A 23178-nucleotide genomic window follows, 5' to 3' on the forward strand; every position below is an offset into this window, starting at 1 on the left:
CTGTTTTTGCAAACAGCTTCTTAAAGTAAAAATTTGTCTATTGAAGTAGTTGCTACGTGGCTTATTTTTAACTATGCGCTGCTTGTTCACCTTCCTTTTCCTCTGCCTGTTCGGTGCCGGCTCTGTGCAGGCGCAGGAGAGTACCACATCGGGTAAATGGGGGGCACACGACACCATCCTGGTGAAGGCCATCATCATCGACGGCGAAAGCTATCCTTACAGCGAAATGGAGCCGGTGTACATCACCAATGGCTCGTACGAAAAGATGGTGAAGCAACTGGCCGCGTACAACCGTTTGCGCAATGCCGTTTATGTTACCTATCCCTATGCCCGCGTAGCCGGTGCAACCATCAACGACATCAATGCCCGCATGATCGGTATCGAGGCGAAAAGCGAACGCAAATCCATTATCAAGAGCAAGGAAAAAGAATTGCGCCAGCAGTTTACGGAGCCGCTTACCAATCTTTCGGTGTACCAGGGAAAGGTGTTAATGAAACTTGTACACCGGCAAACCGGTAATAATTGCTACGAAATCATCAAGGAATACAAAGGCGGACTGCAGGCCCGTTTTTACCAGACGGTGGCTTTCTTTTTTGGTTCCAGTCTCAAACAGGATTATGACTGGCAACACGACGTTATCGACAACCAGATCGAATCCATCGTGCGGGAGATAGATGCCACCTGGTACGACAATCCCTACAAACCCGGTATCCGGCCGGTGGGAAACCGCTAGTCATCACTTTCACGCTGTTTTATTGCTTCTTTCTCGAGGAAGGGCAAGGTCGCTTTCCAATCGGGAAATGCTGCCGAGCCGAAGTGAATGTGCAGGCCCTGAAACCGGTTGGCGCCATTGAGTGTTCTGTCATCCACGAGGTAATCGCCAATGCACAAATCTTTGCGGTGCGTTAGAATGAGACGTCGTACCGCTTTTTCGCCGAAATGATTCTCGATCCAGATTCGCTTCCCGACAAATGAGGCAGGCAGGTACCACATTGGAGACGAGAGAAAATAAATGTCGTAGAGATGGAACAACCGGTCTACCGAAGCCAGTGCGCCTTCAATGGATGCAAGGTTTTCGAAAATGGTCGGGTTGCATTGGCACAGTTCCAGCACCCGTTGTTTGTGAACATCGTGTTGCCTGCGCAGGCCCGGGTCGTTAATTCCCGGGCTGAGGTTTTCCATTGCCTCGTCGAAGTTGGCTAACACACCGTCAATGTCGAGATAGAGAATTTTCTTTGTCATGTTTACTGATGCATTTTTCCGGTCCAGCTAACCGGAGAAGCGGTTTGCTTTGTCAAAACCCCATTCCCAGCTGCTGCACGCCTGAGTGATAACGAGCTTCGTGCTCGAGCAGCCATTTTTTTCGCCACAAACCTCCGGCATAACCAGTGAGCGATTGGTTGGAGCCGATGACGCGGTGGCAGGGTACAATGATCGCCAGGTTGTTTCGGCCGTTGGCAGAAGCCACCGCCCGGATGGCCTTGCGGTCGCCGTACTGGTCGGCCAGCTGCTGGTAGCTGATGGTTGCGCCGAATGGTATGCGGCAAAGCAGTTCCCATACCTTTTGCTGAAAAGCCGTGCCTTCCTGTTGAAGCGGCAGCGAAAAGATTTGCCTTTTACCGGAAAAATAGTCGTCCATTTGTTGCTTGCAGGAATCGAGCAGCGGATGCTCGTCCGGTCGCCCTGCTTCTGCTTCCCAAAACAAAACGGCTGTAACCTTTTCGTCGGTACACTGGATTTTCAATTGGCCAAGCGGCGATTGGGTATAAGAAGTATAGGTCGTCATCCGATTTTCAGTCCGTTTGAGACGGGCATTTTAGGTTCCAGTAAAACAACTGCGTTGCTTTCGTCATAGATGCCCAGCACCAGGCATTCGCTTTGAAAACCGGCAATGTTTTTTGGGGGGAAATTGACAATGGCAATGACCTGTTCGCCTTTCAGCTTGTCCACCGAATAATGGTGCGTGATCTGGGCCGAGGATTGCCGGATACCCAGCGGTCCGAAATCGATGGTTAGCCTGTAAGCCGGCTTTTTAGCCCTCGGGAAAGGGGTAGCATCCAGGATGGTTCCTACGCGAATGTCAATCTTTTCAAAATCGTTCCAGTCAATCAGCGTTTCCATTTTGCCAATATAGGAAATCTGCCTGTGAGGGTAATCAGTCCAGCAAATCGGAGATTTTCAGCAGTTCTTCCTTTTTGTAAACGTCTTTTTCGGTGTCGAAACATTTGGCCGTTTCTTCCAGCAGGTACTGGATGACTTTTTTATTGGAAAGAGGTTTGAAATAGGAGGGGACAGGCGGCACGGAAATCCGTTTGAAATAACTTTCGATGTCCTTGTGTGTAAAAACCATCCCGCTGGAAGGATCGATGTAGAATTCAATTTTCGAATAATGATCCTTCGTTTCAGTCTCGCCATACCCGGGTTTGAAAAAGGCCAGCACAAACTGTTTGGGGATATTAATTGCCTTTACCGGTATGTCGAGCAGTTCGCAAAGGATCAGGTAAAGAATGCCGCAGCTCAACTGGTTGCCCCGCTTGGCTTCCATGACCTTTTGGATAAAAAAGTCGTTGCTTTCTGTATAGTTGATCTCGGTTCCTTTTAGTCCATAATAGCTGTACAGGATTCCAGTCACAATGCGGATTTGTTCCAGCGGTGTGAGGTAGGCATTCAGCTCCAGCCAGATGTTGCGCCGGATTTTTTCCACCTCCAGCAGAACAGGCGAGGTGCTTAAATCGGGAAATTGAAATTTTGAAACCAGCAGCGAACCAACCAGCATATCGTGGTGGCCGGAAAGGCTCCACTGCCGGAAATCTTCGCAAAGGTCATTGTAATGAAGACGGTGAATGATGGTTTCGATGCGCTCCTGCATCTGCTCATCGGGGCTGGTTTCCCACAGGTGCTCCAGGTTGGGGATAATGGGTTTTCCATAACCCAGCAGCTTACCCGATACGGCACTAAACACCTCGTTGTCCGGGTCGTCGAGCAATTTGAACAGCGCCTCTATTTCATTCGATTCTTTCATTCACAATCGGGTTGGAATTATGTTTTCTTTCCTTTGGATGCCGTTTTCCTGGCGGCGGTTTTCTTGGTGGCAGCTTTCTTTGCCGGGGCTTTTTTTGCCGCTGCTTTTTTAGCGAACGCTCCGGGAACCTGGTCTTCCACCATTTTCTTTACTTCGTCTAAAGATAGGCTGGCTGCCTCTTCAGCATTGTACTTTTCGCCAGTTTCTTTTCTACCTAATTTCAACATTTTCTTGCCAAAACGGACAAACGGACCCCAGCGGCCATTTTCGATACTGATCTTTTCGGCCGGCCATTGCTGGATGTAACGGTTGGACTCCTTGTCCAGTTTTTTTTCAATCAGCTCATTGATGTCGTGCTGGGACAGGTTGTCGAAATTGTAGGCTTTGGGCACGTTGATAAACAAATCGCCCCACTTGATAAAGGGACCAAAACGGCCTTTGCCCTTTGTTACCGGCTGTCCTTTGTATTCGGCAATGGGTGCGTCCACCCGCTGTTTTTCCTTAATCAGTTCTGTCGCCCTGTCCAGGTCAACGGTCATTGGGTCTTCGCCGCGGGGAATGGAAACGAAACTTTCGCCCCATTTTACATAGGGGCCAAAACGGCCGTTGTTCACCGCCACTTCCAGGCCTTCATATTCGCCCAGCGTTTTGGGCAATTCGAACAGCGCCAGGGCATCATCCAATGCAATGGTTTCAATGCTTTGCGATGGTTTCAATTTGGCATAGCGAGGCTTTTCCTCACCATCGGTGGTCCCGATCTGTATCATCGGACCGTATTTGCCCATGCGGGCAATCACCGGTTTGCCGGATTGCGGATCGGTACCCACTTCGCGTTCACCGCTGATTCGCTGTGCCGTTTCGATGGTTTCTTCCACATCTTTTTTAAAGGGATTATAGAAGTCATCGATCATTTTATTCCAGCGCATTTTGCCCTGGGCCACTTCGTCAAACTCGTCCTCGATACGGGCGGTGAAGCTGTAATCCATGATGTCGTCGAAGTGAAGCTTCAAAAAGTCGGTGACGACCAAACCCAGGTCGGTCGGGAAAAGTTTTCCTTTTTCGGCGCCGGTGTTTTCGGATTCCACTTTTTTGGTGATGGTGTCGTTGGCCAGTCGAAACACGTTGTAGTTCCGTTGGATCCCTTCTTTATCCCGCTTTTCCACATAGCCTCTTTTGAGGATCGTCGAAATAGTCGGTGCATAGGTCGATGGACGGCCAATGCCCAGCTCTTCTAATTTTTTTACCAGGGAAGCTTCCGTGTAACGGGGCTGGGGCCGGGTGAAGCGTTCGACAGCTTTCATTTCTTTAAAATCAAGCACCTGCCCCGGACGCAACGGGGGGAGAATGGCGTCCTGCCCTGAGCCCGCCGAAGCGTCACCGTCCACGTCCTCATCGTCCACATCTTCGCGGTAGACTTTCAAAAACCCTTCAAACTTCAGCACTTCGCCTTCGGCCGTGAGTTCTGCATTGTTGGTGGAAACGCCGATTTTTGCAATGGTCTTTTCCAGTTCCGCATCGGCCATCTGCGAAGCCATTGTCCTTTTCCAAATCAGTTCGTACAGGCGGCGGGTATCCGGGTCGCTCACGGTTGTATTGTTCATATACGTCGGGCGGATAGCTTCGTGGGCTTCCTGCGCCGACGCACTTTTGGTTTTAAACTGGCGGCCTTTGTGGTACCGTTCGCCGTACGACTGCGTGATGGCGGACTTTATATCGTCCATCGCTGTCTGGCTCAGGTTCACACTGTCCGTACGCATATAGGTGATATGCCCGTTTTCGTAAAGCTTTTGCGCCAGCAGCATGGTGCGGCTCACGCCGTAACCCAGCTTGCGGCTTGCTTCCTGCTGCAGGGTTGAGGTGATAAAGGGGGCAGAGGGGGAGCGGCGGGTAGGCTTTACCTGTACATCTTTTACTTTATAGGTAGCGCCGATGCATTCCTTTAAAAACTGCTCGGCGTCTTCCGCTTTTGAAAAGCGGGTGCCTTCGGCTTTGAAGGAAACAGAGCGATTGTTGGCATCCGGCGCATTGAAAATGGCTTCCACCTTGTAAGCACTTTGGGCAGCAAAGGCATTGATCTCCCGCTCCCTTTCGGCAATCAGCCGAACAGCCACGCTTTGTACCCGGCCGGCACTGAGGTTGTTTTTTACACTCACCTTGCGCCACAAGACCGGGCTGAGTTCAAACCCCACGATCCTGTCCAGCACACGGCGTGCCTGCTGTGCATTGACCAGGTTCATATCCACCGTACGGGGATGGTCAACAGCTTTCTTGATCGCAGGCTTCGTGATCTCGTGGAAAACAATTCGCTTGGTCTTTTCCGGGTCCAGTCCGAGTACTTCGCAAAGGTGCCAGCTAATGGCTTCTCCTTCGCGGTCCTCATCCGTTGCCAGCCAGACTTCCTTGCTCCGCTTGGCAATACTTTTTAATTCGCTCACCACTTTTTGCTTTTCATCCGGAACAATATAAGTGGGACGATAGTTGTTGCGTATATCAATGCCCATGTCGTCTTTCTTCAGGTCACGAATGTGACCGAAGCAGCTTTTCACTTCGAAATCAGGGCCTAAGATTTTTTCAATGGTCTTTGCTTTGGCTGGCGACTCTACGATCAACAGATTCTTCGGCATACCTCAAATTTAGGGTCGGGAGTAGGCCCCCCGAACATGCAAGTATAAGGCAAAATCAATTTACGGGTGGATGCGCTGTGCGAATCTTTGCTAAAAATTTTAGTGGATGAGAAAAACCGCCAGGAGATTTCCAGGTTAAAAACTTCGACCTGTATTGAAAACTTCGGTCGGATTCGTTCGTTTGCGGTCTACCGGAACGTCTCTATTTTTTTACCAGTTTGGCAAAGGCTTCGGCCAGTTTTTTAGCCCATTTGCCATAGGCTTTTGCCGACGGATGTAAACCATCCTCTGCCACAAGGCTTTCCGGATCTTTTGCAGCTGCCGTGCTTTCGTTGATATCGATGTAAGGGATTTTGTACTGAATGGACAGGGCCTTGTTGAGCTTATTGTATTCGTCGATTTCCTTGCTGATTTTGTCCACTTCTTTTGACCGTGCAAACGGGGTCGTGCTGTAATCCGGGATCGAAAGAATGAAAAGGTGTTCCTTTTTCCCGCCCGCCAGGTCTAGCGCTTTCTTTAACAGGGTTTCAAACTGTTCCTTATACAGAATAATATCTTGTCCGCGGTATTGGTTGTTCACACCTGTGAGCAGGGTAACGAAATCATACTTCGGCGAAAACGAATAGTGGGAAACCGCGTTGTCCAGTTCTTCCGCGGTCCAGCCGGTTTTAGCAATGATCTCAGGTGCGGTAAACTCAAAGCCCTGTTTGCGCAACAGCTGAACGGTCTGGTAAGGAAAGCTGTTTTGCAGTTCGACCGATTCGCCAATTGTATAGGAGTCGCCAAGGGCCAGGTAAGTGTAATGTTTTTGCATTGCTTACTATTTCGTTTCGAAGTATCGAATGACAGTGGTTTACAGGAACGCCATGATGGTTTCAATCGTCGAGGCATCCTTATAAATTCTGCGGTGCCCCAGTCCATCCGAGATCACAAACCTGAAATTCGGATATCCTTTTTTTATGATCGGTTCCACATCGCTGTAAGGCGTTTGTAAATCCTGTTTGTCCTGAAGAAACAAAACCTGTGCCCTGATATGGGCAGCTGCCCTTGCCACCGAATACCAGGAAAGCGGTTTGCCGTTGGCTTCCTCGATCAGTTTTTCAAACTCGCTTTTGACCTCCCCGTCAAGCCGCACAAGGGAAAAGAATTGCTTTGTGGCCGTGACGGATTCCGTTGCCGGTGCAATAAATACCACTTTCCAGCTTTCGTCATGCGGCGTTTCTTCCAGGGCGAGGCTGAGCGCCAGCCCGCCATACGAATGAGAGACGAACGAGGTGATGGGGCCATAGGTCGCCAGGATGTGTAGGATAAAGTTTTTGTAATCGACAGCATTGATGATTTTGCCGCCGCTTTTCCCGTGGGCCGGCGCATCAAATGCCAGCACTTCATAGCCTTTCTTCAGAAGCGGGCCAACGTATTTATCGAAATTGACCACACTTGATTCAAATCCGTGGAGGATGAGAACTTTTTTTTGTTGGGGATGGTTCCAGCGATAGCCCACGATCTTAACGCCCTGGAACACGAAATGTATCACTTCGGCTTTCTGAAAAACGGGCGGCAATTCTTTGGAGACTCTTGTGGGAGGAGTGGTGAAGAGTTCCAGCGCTTTTTGGGCAGCCTTGCGTTTTGAAATTTTGCTCAACAGGGCCAACTGCGTTCGTACATAACCAATCGTGATTTGTTTGACCAATCCCATTTGCGACTTGTTTGATTTCCGAAGTTCGCGGTTTTCGGCTAACCGGCCTACAGGCAGCAAGGCGAATGTTGCCCCTCTTGCGCCGTGTGAAAGACGGTGCTTTGAATTACCTTCGATTCACAAACTGCAAAATCGAACAGCTTACGGTTATGGATATTGTGATCATTGGCACAGGCAATACGGCAACGGTATTGGGACGCAAACTCCGGGGCGCCGGGCATCGCATTGTCCAGGTCTTTGGGCGTGACAGCAAAGCAGCCAGTGAACTGGCGTACGAACTGGATACGGAGTCGACCAACTACTGGAATGTGGTCAACCGCCATGCAGACCTTTATATCCTGGCTGTTTCGGACATTGCCGTCGAAGAGGTTTTTCACGAATTGCAACTGGCCGGTAAAACGGTGGTGCATACGGCCGCTTCGGTTTCCCTGGATGTTTTGAAAGGGAAATCGGACCATTACGGTGTGCTGTACCCGCTGCAAAGCCTGAAGAAAGAAGTGCGTCATCTTCCGGAAATTCCCATCATCATCGATGCAAGCGACCGGTACACGTTGGAACTGCTCGATGTGCTGGCCCATACTGTTTCGGACAGGGTATTCGTTGCCGGCGACGAAATGCGCCTGAAGCTTCACCTAGCAGCCGTAATGGTGAATAATTTCACCAATCACTTGTATACACTGGTAGAAAGATATTGTAAAGAGGAGGGACTGGATTTCTACCTTTTGCTCCCGCTGATCAAAGAAACAGCGGCGCGGCTGGATGAGATTTCGCCATCACAGACTCAAACGGGACCGGCTGTTCGAAACGACACCGTGACTATTGAAAAACACCTGGCGCTGCTGCAGAACTACCCGCAGCTACGGCGGCTGTACGAACAATTCACGGAAAGCATCCGGCAAAGCCGGTAGGAAAGAAATTGGGATATTGGATATTGGGATATTTGTTGAAAGGGACCTGTAAACGATCAAGCAAGAATTTGTCCCTTGCAGCACGTGATTGAAACCTTTTTGGTGTTTGCGGATTGACTTTTGGCTTCCTCCGGTATTTTCGCCACCATTATTTGCACACTCAAGCTTATGAATGTTCTTGAACTTTTTAAAGGGATCACCACTTTTGTTTTTGATGTTGACGGCGTGCTGACCGATGGCACGGTCTTGCTGCTGGAGAACGGCCTGCAGGCTAGACAAATGCATGTCAAAGATGGCCTCGCCCTGCAGATGGCCCTTCGCAACGGCTACAGGGTCTTCATTATTTCAGGGGGGTCTTCCGAACCGGTCATCCGGCGATTGCAATACCTGGGAGTGGAAGAAATTCACCTGGGCCTGAAGGATAAACTGAAATTCTTCGAAACCATCCGGGAGCAGCTTGGTCTCAACTGGAACGAAATTCTTTATATGGGCGACGACCTGCCGGATATCCCGGTGTTGGAGAAAGCCGGACTGTCGTGCTGCCCGAAAGACGCAGTGGCGGAGGTGAAAATGGTTTCGAAATTCATCTCGTCGGTTAAAGGCGGCAAGGGCTGCGTGCGGGAAGTAATTGAAAAAGTGCTGAAGCTAAACGGGCATTGGCACTACACAATCGAAGTTTCATCACGTTAAGCTGTCTGCATGAATCTAGTCAATGCTTTTTTGAGGCTGATCCGGTGGCCAAACCTTGTCTTCATTGTGCTGACACAGGCGCTGTTTTATTTTTGCATTTATTACCCGCTTTACCATGGGCACGATTTCCGGCGGCTTATCCTCCTTGTTTTGGCCTCGGTTTTCATTGCGGCTGCCGGTTATATTATCAACGACTATTTTGACTTGAACATCGACCAGGTAAACAAGCCTGACCGGAATGTCATTGGCCGGATTATCAACAGGCGATGGGCCATTTTCTGGCACTTGCTGCTCAGTTTCCTCGGACTTTTGCTTACAGCTTTTGCTGTAGGGCGGGCATATTGGTATATTATCCTGGCCAATCTTGTTTGCGTTTTGCTATTGTGGCTATATTCCACATCGTTCAAGCGTCAGTTGCTGATCGGGAACGTGGTGATCTCGCTGCTGACGGCCTGGACCATCCTCGTCCTGTTTTTTGCGTTTTCCTCGCCGAGCAATGCATTCAATACCGCCGACCCGGTTTCGGTGAAATTTTTCCGCCTTGCCTTTTTGTATGCCGGTTTTGCCTTCATCATTTCCTTGATCCGGGAGGCGATCAAAGACATGGAAGACATCAAAGGCGATTCGCGGTATGGCTGCAAAACCCTTCCCATCGTTGCCGGCATTCGCACAACAAAGGTTTACACTGCCATCTGGATCAGCGTATTGGTAGGAACGCTGGTTATCCTCCAGTTTTATGTGTTGCAGTTCGGCTGGTGGCCGTCGGTGGTTTACAGTCTTCTACTGGTGATCCTGCCGCTGCTTTACATCCTCCAGAAACTTCGGAAAGCTTACCGTAACCGCGACTTTGCTTTTTTGAGCAACGCCACCAAATGGGTCATGTTCACCGGAATTTTATCGATGATTTTTTTCCTTTTTTATTTTTAAACCATGGCAACGATCATTTTAGCCTCGCAGTCGCCCCGCAGGAAACAATTGCTGGAATGGGCCGAAGTGGATTTTGAAATTCTGGTCGTGCCCACGGAAGAAACCTACCCGGAAGGGCTCACGCCGAATGAAGTGGCGATTCACATTGCGCGGCAAAAGGCCGCAGCCGTGCGTAGCCAATCCGACAAGACCATCCTCGCTGCCGACACCATCGTTGTGCTGGGAGAGGAGATCATTGGCAAGCCGAAAGACCGCGAGGATGCTTTGGCGATCCTCCAAAAACTGAGCGGTCAGCACCACAAGGTCATCACAGGCGTTGTGATTACGAACGGTGAAAAAGAAATTGATTTTGCCGACGTGACGGATGTTGAATTTCATGCTCTCTCATTCGAGCAACTGGCGTTTTACGTGGACAAATACAAGCCATACGACAAAGCCGGTGCCTATGCCATCCAGGAGTGGATCGGTGTCGTCGGCATCAAAACGATCAGCGGCGATTTTTACAATGTCATGGGATTGCCTGTAAGCAGGGTGGTCCAGGCACTCGAAGACTTTTAAATAAAATCAGGGAACGAACAGGTCAATCTTCACCGGGGCTTTTACATATGTAATATTCTTTTTATTTTATCGTGGCAATGAAAAAAGAAAAGACAAAGGCCGCCACGAGTCTTCCGCTTCCCTTCACAGACATGGGGGGCGAACGGTTGCTTCAATTCATCTGGCAGTTTGGTTATTTCAACGGCGCCAATCTTACCACCAGCGAAGGCGAAGCGATTTCCATTCTTTTCCCGGGTACACAGAACAAAAACAGCGGCCCCGATTTTACCGGTGCCAAAATCAGGATCGGGGAAACGACGTTTTTCGGTAACGTGGAGGTGCACATGAAAACCTCCGACTGGGAAAAACATGGTCACCAGGCCGACAGGCAGTACACCAATGTCATTTTGCACGTTGTATTTCAGCACGATAAAACCCTGGATCATGCGATTCCGGTGCTGGAACTGGAGCCGAGGATATCGACACTTTTGCTTGAACGGTACAATGCCCTGCTGAACGCCGACAACTTTGTTCCCTGCGGAAATTCCATCGCTACCGTCAGCGACTTGGTTTGGGTCTCGTGGAAAGAACGCCTGCTGGCAGAGCGGCTGCAACGCAAGGCCGGCCATATTTTGCACCTGCTCGAGGAAAGCAATATGCATTGGGAAGAAACTTTTTGGTGGCTGCTGGCCCGTAACTTCGGAATGAAAGTCAACAGCGATGCCTTTGAAGCGGTTGCCCGGTCGCTTTCGTTAGGTGTGCTGGCCAAACACCGATCATCCATTCACCAGGTTGAAGCCCTGCTTTTTGGCCAGGCCGGCTTGCTGAACGAAGAATTCTCTGACAGCTATCCGCAACTGCTCCGGCGGGAGTACCAGTTTTTACAGAAAAAGCTTTCCCTCGTCCCGGTTCCGCTGGCCCTGCAATTTTTGCGGATGCGGCCCGGAGCGTTTCCAACCATCCGGCTTGCGCAGCTCGCAACCCTTGTTCACCAATCCACGCACCTTTTCTCCCGTGTTGTCGAAGCAGAAAACTTGTCTGCGATCCGGGAAATATTCCAGGTTACCGCCAACGATTTCTGGCATTACCACTATACTTTTCACCAGGCATCGTCCTTTAAAAAGAAGAGCCTTGGCGCCGAAACCGTCGACACGATTTTAATCAATGCCATGATTCCCATATTGTATGCTTTTGGGCTTTACCACAAAGAGGAGCGACACAAAGAAAAAGCGCTCCGGTGGCTGGAAGAACTGGCGCCGGAAAAGAACGCCATCACCGGAGGCTTTGCCGGCCTGCGGATAAAGGCGGCTTCTGCATTCGAATCGCAGGCTCTGATCGAGCTGAAAAACGAATACTGTTCCCACCGCAAATGCCTTTCCTGTGCCATCGGTATCAACCTATTAAAACGGGAGACGGTCACCGGGGACGCTGTTTCCCCGGTCGCCGCGAGGTAATGAATTACGGTCAAAATCCAGCCGCAAAACCCACACGACGCCGCAAGGGGCCAATTCAAGGATTCATTTAACGCCAACGCCAAAACTCGGGCGATCCAACTATATATCGTTTCCCTTATTTTTGCCACTCAAATTTTTTAGCTTGGCTACAAAATACACCAAAGAGACCTACCTGTACTGGTACGAGTTAATGCAACTCATCCGCCAGTTCGAACTGATGGCTGAAGAGAAATACAAAATGGAAGGCAAAATCCGCGGCTTTTTCCATGCTTATGTCGGGCAGGAAGCTATCGCTGCCGGATGTATGACCGCCACCAAACCCGACGATGCATTTATTACGGCTTACCGCGACCACGGGTTGGCGATTGCCAAAGGTGTTTCGGTAAACTCCTGCATGGCCGAACTGTATGGCAAGGCCACGGGTTGCGCCAAAGGAAAGGGCGGAAGCATGCACTTTTTTGGTAAGGATGTGAAATTTTTTGGTGGTCATGGGATCGTGGGAGCGCAAATCGGTACCGGTGCCGGTATCGCCTTCGCCGAGCAGTACAAGGGCACAGACAATGTGTGCCTGACCTTTTTTGGTGATGGAGCTGCCCGCCAGGGGATACTGCACGAAACGTTTAACATGGCCATGACGTGGAAACTGCCGGTAATCTTCATCTGCGAGAACAACCACTACGCAATGGGAACATCGGTACAGCGAACCTCAAATATCATCGACATTTATAAGCTGGCCGACGCCTACGAAATGCCGGCCGATACCATCGATGGCATGAGTGCCGAAGCCGTGCACGAAGGTGTGTCGAGAGCGGTAAAAAGAGCCCGTGAAGGCGATGGTCCAACCCTGTTGGAGATCAAAACCTACCGTTACAAAGGCCACTCCATCTCTGACCCGCAGAAATACCGGACCAAAGAGGAAGTAGAAGAATACAAGCAAAAAGACCCGATCCAGGCCCTGCTGTCGACGATCTACGACAACAAGTTCGCAACCGAAGACGAAATCAGGGCAATTAACGAAAGAGTGGATGCTGCTGTAACAGAAAGTGTGAAATTTGCCGAGGAAAGTCCATGGCCAGACGACAGCGAGGTGCTGAAAGACATATATGTTGACCAGAACTATCCATTTATAACCGACTAAAACAACCTAGTAAAACACATCTCAATGGCAGAAGTAAAAAGTGCACGTCCGCATACCACAGAAAGTGATGCAGTCATCGAACGTGCAAAAGATTTTTGGGGCCGCTTTGGCAAAACCATTTCGATTGCGTTAGGCGCAATCATCCTGGTGGTTGGTGGTTTCCTCGCTTATAAGAATTTCATTGTTGGTCCCAAAGAGAAAAAAGCAGCCGACGCCATCTTTCGTGCTCAGGAATATTACGGCCAGGATTCGCTGGACAAAGCCCTGAACGGTGATGGCCAGTATGCCGGTTTTGAAAAAATCATCAGCCAGTATGGCGGAACCAAAGCCGGTGAGCTGGCAAAGTTTTATGCCGGCGCGATTTACCTGAAAAAAGGAAGCTTTGACAAAGCCGTACGCTACCTGAAAGATTTCAGCACCGAGGCACCTCAGATCAAGGCCAGAGCGGCCAAACTTTTGGGCGATGCCTATGCCGAGCAGGGCAAAGGCAAAGACGCCATCGAACAGTACAAGAATGCAGCAAAAACGTTTGAAGAAGACGATGTAGCGGCTTCTGAAGCACTTTTCCTGGCCGGCTACCTGGCCGACAAAGTGCTCAATGATAAAAATCAGGCAATTGAGCTGTATAAAGAAGTGAAAACAAAATACGCTCAGACGCAGTGGGGTTTCGAAGCGGAAAAGTACTTGGCACAAAACGGCGTTTATAACGTAGAATAAATCAGTTAAGCAGTTCACTGTATTACGGGTTCACAAGTTGGCGGACAACTCCTCGTAAACCAGTGGATGTGCGAGCTGCAAACTTTATACGAATGGCAGATGTTGCAAACAGCAAATTGCTAGAACAGATCGAGGGCATCCGGGAAATCAAGGATGCCCTTGTTGTTTTGGTGAAAACAGAGTGGAACAGTGAGATTGTTGATGAACTTGAAAATGGCTGCAAGCGGATTTTTGATCAATACCAAATCGACAACCGCACGATCGTGGTACCCGGGGCAGTCGAAATTCCGTTTGCCGTTCAACAGTGCTGGACCCACAACAATGCCCCAACCGCGTTTATTGCACTTGGCTGTGTGGTGCGTGGCGGCACACCGCATTTCGAGTACGTGTGCCAGGCCGTAACCAGCGGGGTGACCGAGTTGAACCTGAACATGCAGGTACCGGTCATTTTTGGCGTGCTGACGGTCGACAACATGGAGCAGGCCCGGGAACGGATTGGCGGCGTGCACGGCCACAAGGGCGAGGAAGCGGCAATCACTGCCCTGAAGATGATGGCGCTTAATCAACGTTTAAAAGAAGGCGGCTACTGATGGAAATTCAGCTTTTTGTTCCCTGTTTTGTCGACCAGCTTTTTCCTCAGTCGGCATTTAACATGGTGCGCATCCTGGAAAAAGCCGGGTGCGAAGTACAGTACAATCCCAAACAAACCTGTTGCGGACAACCGGCTTTCAACGCCGGTTTTTGGGACGAAGCCAAAGCGGTTTGTACAAAATTTCTCAAAGATTTTAGTGGCGCTGAATACATTGTTGCGCCCAGTGCCAGTTGCGTAGGATTTGTACGGAATTATTATCAAAAACTGTTTGAAGGTTCTTCGTACCAAAATGACGTCAATGCTGTTGCCGGCCATATTTTCGAATTTTCGGAATTCCTTGTCAACAAGCTCGGGCAAACGAAATTTGGCGCGGAGCTAAACGGTAAGGCAACTTACCATGATTCCTGCGCAGGATTGCGGGAGTGCCGGATCAAAAACGAGCCCCGCAAACTGTTGCAAAATGTAAAAGGTCTCGAGTTGGTCGAGATGGAAGATGTGGAAACCTGCTGTGGATTTGGCGGAACTTTCGCTGTAAAGTTTGAGCCGATCTCTGTGGCCATGGCCGAGCAAAAAGTGGAGCATGCATTGGCGACAGGAGCCAGTTACCTGATTTCGACAGATCTCTCATGCCTGATGCATTTGCAGGGTTACATCGATGCCAAACAATATGACCTGCGGACCATGCACATTGCAGATGTACTTGTGTCATCCTGATTCGTGACAGGATAGAGCGACTACCTGATAAAAAAGCCTCCATCCTTTATACTGATGGAGGCTTTTTCGTTGGGAACCCTTCTGTTAATCATCGTCATCCTTTTCTTCCTTCACTTTCAGAAAGGCGGCCCGCTTTGGAGCAGGAAACGGAACATGATCACCTTTGATTCCGTGCCAGAGCACCCGGTTGAATTCCAGGTCCGGAACCGCGTCTTCCTTGGCCAGGTTAAACAGCTCGGAACGGCGCTGCCATTCATTCATAGCAATATTTTTATCACCAAGATCTACCCGGTTAGGCAGGGCCTTAAAAGGAGAGAGGTCGGCCTTGGTCGAGAACGAACGCCACATCGGCGTAGCCGCGGCGTCGTACTGCGACATAGGCGGCAAGCCAAGAATCAATTCGATGGTGCGTACCATGGATGTGGTTGAATACATCGTATGGTCTACGAATCCCCGCTTTACAAATCCACCGGCGACATAGGCAGTCGTGCGGTGCGCATCCACGTGGTCGGCGCCATTTTGCGCATCATCTTCAACAATGAAAATGGCTGTTTCTTTCCAAATGGGTGAACGACTCAGGTATTCCACGAACATGCCGACGGCCAGGTCGTTGTCGGCCACGTGGGCAAACGGCGTTGGCCTGTTTTTCGCCAGGCCCTCCGTGTGATCGTTGATGAAACGAAGCGTATTCAATTGCGGTACTTTGTTGATCGCCAGCATGGAATCAAAATCCCTGCGCCACTGGTTAAAGCGGGTAGTATCCCGCACTTTTTGGTCCCAGCTTGTATAGAATGGGCAAAAATGATCCTTCAGCACCGGGATGTTTGGCTGGTAGTCATCGGCAAACTCGCCATACGTACGGTAACTGACACCGGCACGCTTACAGAAATCCCACAAAAAACCGCCCTTGTTGTTGGCGATTTCCCGGTTGCCTTCCGCATCGTAATGCCCTCCGCGACCACCGTAGGAGGTGGGCCAGGTTTTCTCCAGGTAATCCGTGGCATAACCGCCCAGGCTCCAGTTGTGCCCGTCGGCACTCACTTCGGCATTGCAATAAAAATTGTCCAGCAAAACAAACTGCCTTGCCAGGGCATGCTGGTTGGGAGTTATGTTCTCGCCGAAAAATGTCAAGGAGGGATCACCGTTACCTTCCTTCATGTCGCCCAGCACCTGGTCGTACGTACGGTTTTCCTTGATGATATAAAAGACGTATTTGATGGGGCTTTTTTCTCCTTTTGTCGAGGGGATGGGATTGCCTTTTTCCACCAGTGCTGTCGTTTCTGATTTCTTGTTATAGGGCGTATTCTGGTATACCTGGCGTGAATATGCAGCCAGTGTTTGGGCAGCCGGCATGGGTATAATGCTCAGACTTCCCCTGAATAATCCACCGATATACTGCACCTTGGCAGGCTTGGTGGTGTCGCCTCCCTGGTAAATCACTTTTTGGCTCGATGCAACCGGTGTTGGGCCATAGGGATTTGCCAGCGAGGAAAGGCCTTTCCCGTTGGTGACGTAAATCGTTTTGCCGATAACTTTCACATTTGTCGGATACCAACCTGTTGGGATAAAGCCCTTCGACTGGCTGGCGCCGGGTTTTGTTACATCAAAAACGGCCAGGCAGTTGTTGTCGGCGTTGGCAATGAAAAGCGTTTTCCCATCTTCGCTCAGGGCAAGGCCATTGGCTGTTGAACCGGGAGGCGCATCGGGGTAAAGAGCTGAATTCAACACTTCCACGACTGCAGTCTTTTTGGTGTCAATCACCGATACGCTATTGTCGTTGGCATTGGCCACGAAGAGCCAGGCGCCGTTGCGGGACAAAAGCAACTCATTTGGGTTGTCGCCCACTTTAATGGAGTCAATAAACGCTTGTTTCTGCGTATCGAAAATCTTGACCTGGTCACAGCCCCAGCAACTGACATAGAGCTTTTTTTTGTCGGGTGAAAGCAGGCAGGTGTATCCTTCGCCACCAATGGGAAGCGATTTGATAAGCGCTTTTGATTTTGTGTCGAACACGTAGAGGCTATCACTTTCCTTGGTGACCGTGTAGAGCAGGTTCCGGCTGTCGTCCACGTCAATTCCCGCAGGGGAGATGAGCCGCGGAAGTTTGGGGCCAAGCAGGAAAGAATCCGTCAACTTCAGTTTCCCATTTGCAAACGCATACCGGTTGATCCGGTTGTCGTTACCGCCGGAGGCATAAAGGGCTTTGTCGTTGGCTGCAAATTTCAATCCGTACCAACTTTTGCTGATCGGCATGCTGTCGATGACTTTGCCTTTCGCTACATCGATGATCTGGATCGACTGGTCGCTGTAACCGTTGTTGGTTACTGCCAGGAAATTTTTGGATGCCGAAACAGCGATATTCAACGGCAGGTCACCCAGCGTAATACTCTTGCCGGCCGGCGACAACCGCCACCCGTTGGAAAGTAAAACCTGTCCCGACGTCTTGCCGGGAGTTTGCGCTTCGGTGGCTGCGTAAACAAAAAGAAATGCGAGACCGAGGAAACATTTTTTCATGACGAAAAGTTTCAGTGTGTGATGAAAGGGTAAGATATGGTATGTTGACTCTTTAATAAAGTTGCTGGTTTATGAATGGTGAATGATCAATGGTGAAAAAAGAGAATTTCTGATTGCTCTATTCATTACTGCCACGAACGTCCATCATTTGCCAGCTGGCGTTAAATCGTCAGGCTTTTGTGGCGAGCAGCATTTGTACGGTTTCCGGTGTTTGCTGCTGCAAGACGATCTCGAAGCCAGCGGTCAGCTTCTCCACCAGTTCTTTTGTATAATGGCGGATGGTCAGAAGCGTCAGGTTTTTCATCACGCTAACCTCAAATTTTTCGCTTGCTTTCAGGGCAAACGCTTCCACTTTATCGCTGCGATCATCCAGCACACACAGAAGGCTGATGGCCGCATTCTGTGTCAGGTTGGGTTTCAGTTTCAGGTCGGTTAAGATACGGTAGGCCTCTGCCGTCAACCCTTCACTGACAAATGAAAAGTCTTTCGCCGTCAGTTGAGCCAGCACCTGGTCGGCTTTGTACACAATGATGGGCGGCAGGTTGGCAACTTGCCGGCTATGGATGCAGGTGCCTTCTTCATCGGGATGAAGGAATGATTTGACATAAAGCGGGATGCCTTTGTTTTGCAGTGGCTTAATGGTTTTGGGGTGAATCACCTGCGCCCCATAAAACGCCATTTCAATCACTTCGCGGTAATTCAATTCACGGATCCATTGCGCTTCGCTGTAGATCTTGGGATCGGCATTCATAACGCCCTGAACATCCTTCCAGATCGTTTGGCTTTCGGCATTGAGCAGGTTGGCAAAAACAGCGGCCGAATAATCGCTTCCTTCTCGCCCCAGCGTGGTGCTTTCGTTTTCGTCGGTTGCACCGATAAAACCCTGCGTGAGGACAATGTTGAAACCGGAAAAAAGCGGTTCCACCTGTTCTTTTACTTTTTGCGCTGTAATAGTCCAGTCGATGCGTGCATCGCGGAAATTATCGTCGGTCCGGAAAATGTCGCGGACGTCGAGCCAGTCATTTTTGACGCCGGCAGTCGTGAGGTAGTGGCTGACGATGGAGGAGGAGAGAAGTTCGCCGACACAAACGATCTGGTCATAATAGTAATCGAAACTTTGCACCGGCCTGTCATGAAGCAGCCATTCGATTTCCGTGTAAAAATCCGTAAGCTGGGAGAGCGGCTGGCCAAGGAGCTGGGCAGAAACCTCATTGTGGCTTTCTTTTACGGCAGAAAACAAGTCCAAAGCCTCGTCTTTTTTCCCTTCGTAAAATGCAGTCACAACTTTTTCCAGGGCGTTGGTGGTTTTACCCATCGCCGACACCACCACCAGGATTTTTTCACCACGGTATTGCCGGAGAATCTTACCCACATTTCTGATCCGTTCTGCCGTGCTGACCGAAGCACCTCCAAACTTGAAAACTTTCATGCCGGCGAAGATAGAAGAAGTTTGGAGTTTAGGGATTGCGGTTCGTGGTTTTGATAGCGTCTTTTGTGCATCGGCATTCGCCTTTTCCAACGGTATGGGACCCAAGCCTGGGTGCTTAAAAGACTCACAAAAAAAAGGAAAATGAAAGGCGTTTTTTGTGCTAAAAATTTTAGAAAAGGGTGGCCATTTTTGAGCAAACTATGCTATAATAGCTGTATCTTGGGCGCATTATTAGACTAAATTTCGAGCACTATGATTAAAATGCAAATTATCGGCAATCTGGGTAAAGATTGCGTCGTTAACACTGTTAACGGTAAAAATGTGATCAACTTCACAGTGGCCCACACTGAAAAGTACAGGGACAGCCAGGGCAACAACCAGGAAAAAACAACCTGGGTTGATTGTGCTTACTGGACCGACCGCACTGCCATTGCACCCTATCTGCAAAAAGGTACGCAGGTGTTTGTGGAAGGCGCTCCCGAGGTACGTTCATTTACCCGTAACGACGGCACTGCCGGCGCCTCGCTTTCACTGCGGGTACGGGATATCCAACTGTTAGGCCGCCGTGGGGAAGGTAGCGGACTCGGAGGCAACGAATCTGCAGGCCGTCCACAGGAGGCGCAGCAGTCTTCTCCGGCCGGAATTGGATCTGATGTAGCGGACGATCTGCCGTTCTAATAACGAAAAGAAGTTACAGAAGAATGCCCCGAAGCCGGGGCATTTTTGTTTTTGCTCCACTTTTAAATACGTAGATCTACGATTGTGATTTACGGTTGTTTACGACAGTTAGGCGTAATAACCATGGGGCTGAAATAGGGAAAATCTGCCCTTGTTACGGGTGACGGGTGTTTGTACATTTGTTTTAGAAGTTGATTGATCGTTGTATCAATGCCATCCAATCCTGTTGAAAACCGATTTATCCAAAAGAAAACCGTCTAATAAGTTTTTGAAATTGTCCAATTCCTGAAAAGCCAAACTGTAAAATTCAGTATCAGTCAACTTCTTCTTTTTCGTTCCAGGCCTCGTTGTAAAATCACCTCGTTCAATGTAAAACCAACCCAATTTGAAATCGGCACCAGGCCGGTACTAGTTCTTTCGCTACCCTTCCCATTGAAAGCCGTTTCACTGATCTTGTGAAAACTAATTCGCACAGGTCAGTTGCCTGACTATGTGAGAAAGCCAGTGTGTTAATGCCTTGTATCCTGTTGAGCAATCAGCAAATGCGGTGATCCTTCTCGTTAAGTCGAAGTAATGGACCTGTTCTGGCCCGGTAAGGTTAAGCTCGCTTTTAGATTTCGGATCTCGGTTTGATACGGATTATTTGGCTCTTGGACCTTTTGGTGTCTATTATTATTGTCCGCCGGGAATCGATGTTGTTCACAGGCAACCACCATCATCCTTTCTCTCTTTTTCATCTTCTCTTTTGACCCCCTTTCCGCTTTGCCGGCTGAAGCAGTCATAATCTTTTGCGCCTCGTCGTGTCTTGAATGCGTGAAAAAGTTAATGTAACTCAGCGTTATCATTTTTCAAATTTTTAGCATCATTTCATTGGAAAAGGTGTGAAATGGCACGAAAATTATCCTTCCGATAAAGGAAATTAGGCAACGATAAAAGGTTTAAGGATAGAAGATATTCCACTCATTCCGATAAACACACTTCATGAACCAGAAAATCACCACCGTAGAGATCCTTGTCCCCTATAAACAGTCTGGTGGCGTTATTCGTCAGCATAACGTTGCTTTCGATGTTTGTAAAGAAGATGATCATTATAGTCTGAAGCCCTGCCTGTCTGAAAGTGAGCGGCAGGTGGCGAATATCCCTCACGAGTTGAAGTTTACCCTGCAAAATGGCCAGCCTGTTTCCCTTCGGGGTAAAATGGATGGAAATTTTCACATCATCCGTGATGTGGTCGCTTTGCTGAAAGAGCAGGAGATTTCTCTTGACTGAAGGAAAGCTGCCTGAAAAATTCTTCGCAAAATGGGTTACGTTTCGAATTTGCAGGTATTAATAGTATTATTTAAAACCTCAAAAACGAAAACCATGAAGAAGTTATTTCTGGTATTGGCTACCGCTGCTACGTTTGCAGCTTGCAGCAACAGCGCAAACACACCGGCAGACAGGAAAGATTCAATGGACTCTGTAGCCAGCGAGCAGAAAGATAAAATCGACTCTGCTGCTGATGTACGGAAAGACAAGATTGACTCTTCAGCTGATGCCATGAAAAATACGGTCGAGAAAAAAGATTCAGCTGTTAAGGCGAACATTGATTCGGCCAAGAAACACAAATAGAAAGGATTTTTGCTTTCGTCAGGGCTTTACACACTGTAAAGCCTTTTTTTATTCCGGGAATCGGCAGATCGATTGAATGTAAATCGGGAAAGTTTGTTGGCGCCATATTCTTTCCGGCTTACGAGCTGTCCCATCCTGCCATGTCCTGTTTTTCTGGTCTATCTCAAATCCTGTTGAAACCTTCGGTGTATATCTATTCCTTCCGCTTTTACTCAACGTGCCAGTCCGAAACGTTGTATAGCAGCTTTGCTTACTTGTCATGCTGATCGTTAAAAAAAACGCATTATCTTCCTGCATCAAGGGTAAAGGCCTACGTCGGTCCGTACTGGTTCATTTTACCTGCTTGCTTATTGAAAATTAAATCCATGCAACAAGACAAACAACCATCCCGCCGGAAATTCCTAAAGAATTTGGGCGGTTCCACACTCGCATTAGCCGCAACACCTCTGGCCGGTCTGGCTGCCGAAGAAAAAATTGAAGAACGCATCATTGCCAGCGAAAAGAAAATTACCGCCAACGACAGGATTCGCCTTGGTGCCATCGGTATGGGCATCATGGGCTATAATGATGTGAACACCGCCCTGAAGGTACCGGGGGTGGAATTGATCGCTGCTTGTGATCTTTACCAGGGGCGGCTTACACATGCAAAAGAGCTTTATGGTCAAAACATTTTTACCACACAGGACTACCGGGCACTCCTTGACCGGAAAGACATCGATGCCGTGATTGTAGCAACCAGCGATAACTGGCATGCACGCATTGCGGAGGAAGCCTTGAGAAAGGGCAAAGCCGTTTACTGCGAAAAGCCCATGGTTCACAGGATCAGGGAAGGTGCAGGCCTGGTAGCCGCACAAAAAAGCACGGGAAAGCCGTTGCAGGTTGGCAGCCAGCGGGTGAGCAGCGTCGTGTATGCAAAAGCCCGGGAATTGTACCAGGCCGGCGAAATTGGGAAGCTAAATATGATTGAGGCTTCGTTTGACCGGCAAAGTGCGCTGGGTGCCTGGCAATACACCATGCCAACGGATGGCTCTCCTGCCACGGTGGACTGGGATCGCTACATTGCCGGCACGCAAAAAACTCCCTACGATCCGAAAAAGTTTTTCTGGTGGCGGAATTACCGCGATTTCGGTACCGGTGTGGCAGGCGACCTGTTTGTGCACCTTCTTTCCGGCGTTCATGTCATCACCGGTTCCAAAGGCCCTAAAAAAATATTTTCATCCGGGCAATTTTCGTACTGGAAAGATGGACGCGATGTGCCCGACGTCATGACGGCTATTATGGAATACCCGGAAACGGCCGACCATCCGCCGTTCCAACTGGTGTTGCGTGTCAATTTTATCAGTGGCGACGGCGACCGTGGCTCGGTAAAGCTGGTAGGAGAAGAAGGCGTGATGGAGATCGGCGGCAATGATCTTACAGTGCGCCACAGCCTCATGCCCAAAGCGCCGGGAATCGGTGGCTGGGATGCGCTGGGAACCTATCCCGCGGCCATGCAGGAAACCTTAAAAAAACAATACAACGAACGGTGGAGTGAAGCGGATCAGAAAGCGCTCAAAAAGGAAGATGTTGTCTACAAGGCGCCGCGTGGCTACAACGAGCACCTGGACCACTTTACGAACTTTTTTGAAAGTGTACGAACCGGCAAGCCGGTGGTTGAAGATGCGGTTTTTGGCTTTCGGGCAGCTGCACCCTGCCTGGCCTGCAACGACAGTTATTTCGAGAAGAAAATCATTCATTGGGACCCGGTGGAAATGAAAATTCTATCCGTTTAAACGATCGGTAGAAACAACAAAAAGGCAGGGTTCTGGAAGTCGTCGTTGGTTACTTGTCAAAGACAATAAACGTACAATGCAGGTCAACGTTTTATCGTTCAATGAATATCCGGATAAAAGTGGTGAAAGCGTTTTTACTTACAGACCAGAAGTGC

Annotated in this window: 23 protein-coding genes; 14 read left to right on the forward strand and 9 right to left on the reverse strand. The window is 49.4% G+C overall.

The annotated features are described in order from the left end of the window. Nucleotides 1-73: 73 nt before the first annotated feature. A complete protein-coding gene (locus D6024_RS15225) occupies nt 74-733 on the forward strand; it encodes a DUF4294 domain-containing protein (RefSeq protein WP_121355505.1) in 660 nt (219 codons plus the stop codon). Here D6024_RS15225 and D6024_RS15230 read toward each other — a convergent pair. The 7 genes from D6024_RS15230 to D6024_RS15260 form a co-directional block, all read right to left on the reverse strand. Further along, complete coding sequence (locus D6024_RS15230) at nt 730-1242, reverse strand: 5' nucleotidase, NT5C type (RefSeq protein WP_121355506.1); 513 nt, start codon at nt 1240-1242, stop codon at nt 730-732. The two genes, D6024_RS15225 and D6024_RS15230, sit on opposite strands and share 4 nt — an antisense overlap. Nucleotides 1243-1294: 52 nt before the next feature. Further along, on the reverse strand, nt 1295-1786 hold the full coding sequence (locus D6024_RS15235) for a methylated-DNA--[protein]-cysteine S-methyltransferase (protein ID WP_121355507.1): 492 nt from the start codon (nt 1784-1786) through the stop codon (nt 1295-1297). Beyond that, entirely contained in the window at nt 1783-2121 is a 339-nt protein-coding gene (locus D6024_RS15240; RefSeq protein ID WP_121355508.1) for a tRNA-binding protein, read from the reverse strand. The genes D6024_RS15235 and D6024_RS15240 overlap by 4 nt, the downstream gene beginning before the upstream one ends. A gap of 34 nt (nt 2122-2155) precedes the next feature. Then, nucleotides 2156-3022 carry a transglutaminase family protein gene (locus D6024_RS15245; RefSeq protein ID WP_121355509.1) on the reverse strand — a complete coding sequence of 289 codons (867 nt, stop codon included), beginning with the start codon at nt 3020-3022 and terminating at the stop codon, nt 2156-2158. Nucleotides 3023-3039: 17 nt separating this feature from the next. Continuing rightward, nucleotides 3040-5646 (reverse strand): type I DNA topoisomerase, encoded by a 2607-nt coding sequence (topA, locus tag D6024_RS15250; RefSeq protein WP_121355510.1) that lies wholly within the window; start codon nt 5644-5646, stop codon nt 3040-3042. 202 nt (nt 5647-5848) lie between these two features. Further along, nucleotides 5849-6460 (reverse strand): SGNH/GDSL hydrolase family protein, encoded by a 612-nt coding sequence (locus D6024_RS15255; RefSeq protein WP_121355511.1) that lies wholly within the window; start codon nt 6458-6460, stop codon nt 5849-5851. A 39-nt stretch (nt 6461-6499) separates the two neighbouring features. After that, nucleotides 6500-7342 (reverse strand): alpha/beta hydrolase, encoded by an 843-nt coding sequence (locus tag D6024_RS15260; RefSeq protein ID WP_162944787.1) that lies wholly within the window; start codon nt 7340-7342, stop codon nt 6500-6502. A gap of 149 nt (nt 7343-7491) precedes the next feature. Between D6024_RS15260 and D6024_RS15265 the strand changes: the two genes are divergently transcribed. The 9 genes from D6024_RS15265 (at nt 7492) to D6024_RS15305 (ending at nt 15019) form a co-directional block, all read left to right on the forward strand. After that, nucleotides 7492-8250, forward strand: coding sequence for a Rossmann-like and DUF2520 domain-containing protein (locus D6024_RS15265; RefSeq protein ID WP_121355682.1), 759 nt, complete (start codon nt 7492-7494; stop codon nt 8248-8250). A gap of 168 nt (nt 8251-8418) precedes the next feature. Next, nucleotides 8419-8940 carry a KdsC family phosphatase gene (locus tag D6024_RS15270; protein ID WP_121355683.1) on the forward strand — a complete coding sequence of 174 codons (522 nt, stop codon included), beginning with the start codon at nt 8419-8421 and terminating at the stop codon, nt 8938-8940. A gap of 9 nt (nt 8941-8949) precedes the next feature. Next, nucleotides 8950-9867 (forward strand): geranylgeranylglycerol-phosphate geranylgeranyltransferase, encoded by a 918-nt coding sequence (locus D6024_RS15275; RefSeq protein ID WP_121355513.1) that lies wholly within the window; start codon nt 8950-8952, stop codon nt 9865-9867. A 3-nt stretch (nt 9868-9870) separates the two neighbouring features. Beyond that, nucleotides 9871-10425, forward strand: coding sequence for a Maf family nucleotide pyrophosphatase (locus D6024_RS15280; protein ID WP_121355514.1), 555 nt, complete (start codon nt 9871-9873; stop codon nt 10423-10425). Nucleotides 10426-10502: 77 nt separating this feature from the next. Continuing rightward, nucleotides 10503-11858 (forward strand): DUF2851 family protein, encoded by a 1356-nt coding sequence (locus D6024_RS15285; protein WP_240410050.1) that lies wholly within the window; start codon nt 10503-10505, stop codon nt 11856-11858. Nucleotides 11859-12000: 142 nt separating this feature from the next. Continuing rightward, nucleotides 12001-12996, forward strand: coding sequence for a pyruvate dehydrogenase (acetyl-transferring) E1 component subunit alpha (gene pdhA, locus D6024_RS15290; RefSeq protein ID WP_121355515.1), 996 nt, complete (start codon nt 12001-12003; stop codon nt 12994-12996). A gap of 24 nt (nt 12997-13020) precedes the next feature. Continuing rightward, the gene (locus D6024_RS15295; protein WP_121355516.1) at nt 13021-13713 is read left to right on the forward strand and encodes a tetratricopeptide repeat protein; all 693 of its coding nucleotides are present in this window, start codon (nt 13021-13023) and stop codon (nt 13711-13713) included. A gap of 92 nt (nt 13714-13805) precedes the next feature. Further along, entirely contained in the window at nt 13806-14303 is a 498-nt protein-coding gene (ribH, locus tag D6024_RS15300) for a 6,7-dimethyl-8-ribityllumazine synthase (protein ID WP_121355517.1), read from the forward strand. After that, nucleotides 14303-15019 (forward strand): (Fe-S)-binding protein, encoded by a 717-nt coding sequence (locus tag D6024_RS15305; RefSeq protein ID WP_121355518.1) that lies wholly within the window; start codon nt 14303-14305, stop codon nt 15017-15019. Before ribH ends, D6024_RS15305 begins: the two co-directional genes overlap by 1 nt. An 84-nt stretch (nt 15020-15103) precedes the next feature. Here the strand turns inward: D6024_RS15305 and D6024_RS15310 are convergent, their stop codons facing one another. Together D6024_RS15310 and D6024_RS15315 are read right to left on the reverse strand one after the other, a co-directional pair. Continuing rightward, nucleotides 15104-17533 (reverse strand): bifunctional YncE family protein/alkaline phosphatase family protein, encoded by a 2430-nt coding sequence (locus D6024_RS15310; protein WP_121355519.1) that lies wholly within the window; start codon nt 17531-17533, stop codon nt 15104-15106. Nucleotides 17534-17702: 169 nt separating this feature from the next. Then, nucleotides 17703-18962, reverse strand: a complete 1260-nt coding sequence (locus D6024_RS15315) for an aspartate kinase (RefSeq protein WP_121355520.1) — start codon at nt 18960-18962, stop codon at nt 17703-17705. Nucleotides 18963-19214: 252 nt separating this feature from the next. Here D6024_RS15315 and D6024_RS15320 point away from each other — a divergent pair, with 252 nt between their 5' ends. From D6024_RS15320 to D6024_RS15340, 4 genes are all read left to right on the forward strand, one after another. Continuing rightward, the gene (locus tag D6024_RS15320; RefSeq protein WP_121355521.1) at nt 19215-19640 is read left to right on the forward strand and encodes a single-stranded DNA-binding protein; all 426 of its coding nucleotides are present in this window, start codon (nt 19215-19217) and stop codon (nt 19638-19640) included. A gap of 981 nt (nt 19641-20621) precedes the next feature. Beyond that, entirely contained in the window at nt 20622-20909 is a 288-nt protein-coding gene (locus D6024_RS15330; protein WP_121355523.1) for a hypothetical protein, read from the forward strand. A gap of 30 nt (nt 20910-20939) precedes the next feature. After that, nucleotides 20940-21251 carry a hypothetical protein gene (locus D6024_RS15335; protein ID WP_121355524.1) on the forward strand — a complete coding sequence of 104 codons (312 nt, stop codon included), beginning with the start codon at nt 20940-20942 and terminating at the stop codon, nt 21249-21251. A 365-nt stretch (nt 21252-21616) separates the two neighbouring features. Further along, nucleotides 21617-23023, forward strand: coding sequence for a Gfo/Idh/MocA family protein (locus D6024_RS15340; protein WP_121355525.1), 1407 nt, complete (start codon nt 21617-21619; stop codon nt 23021-23023). Nucleotides 23024-23178: the final 155 nt, after the last annotated feature.

Source organism: Flavisolibacter nicotianae (genome assembly GCF_003628535.1).
Taxonomy (GTDB): domain Bacteria; phylum Bacteroidota; class Bacteroidia; order Chitinophagales; family Chitinophagaceae; genus Flavisolibacter; species Flavisolibacter nicotianae.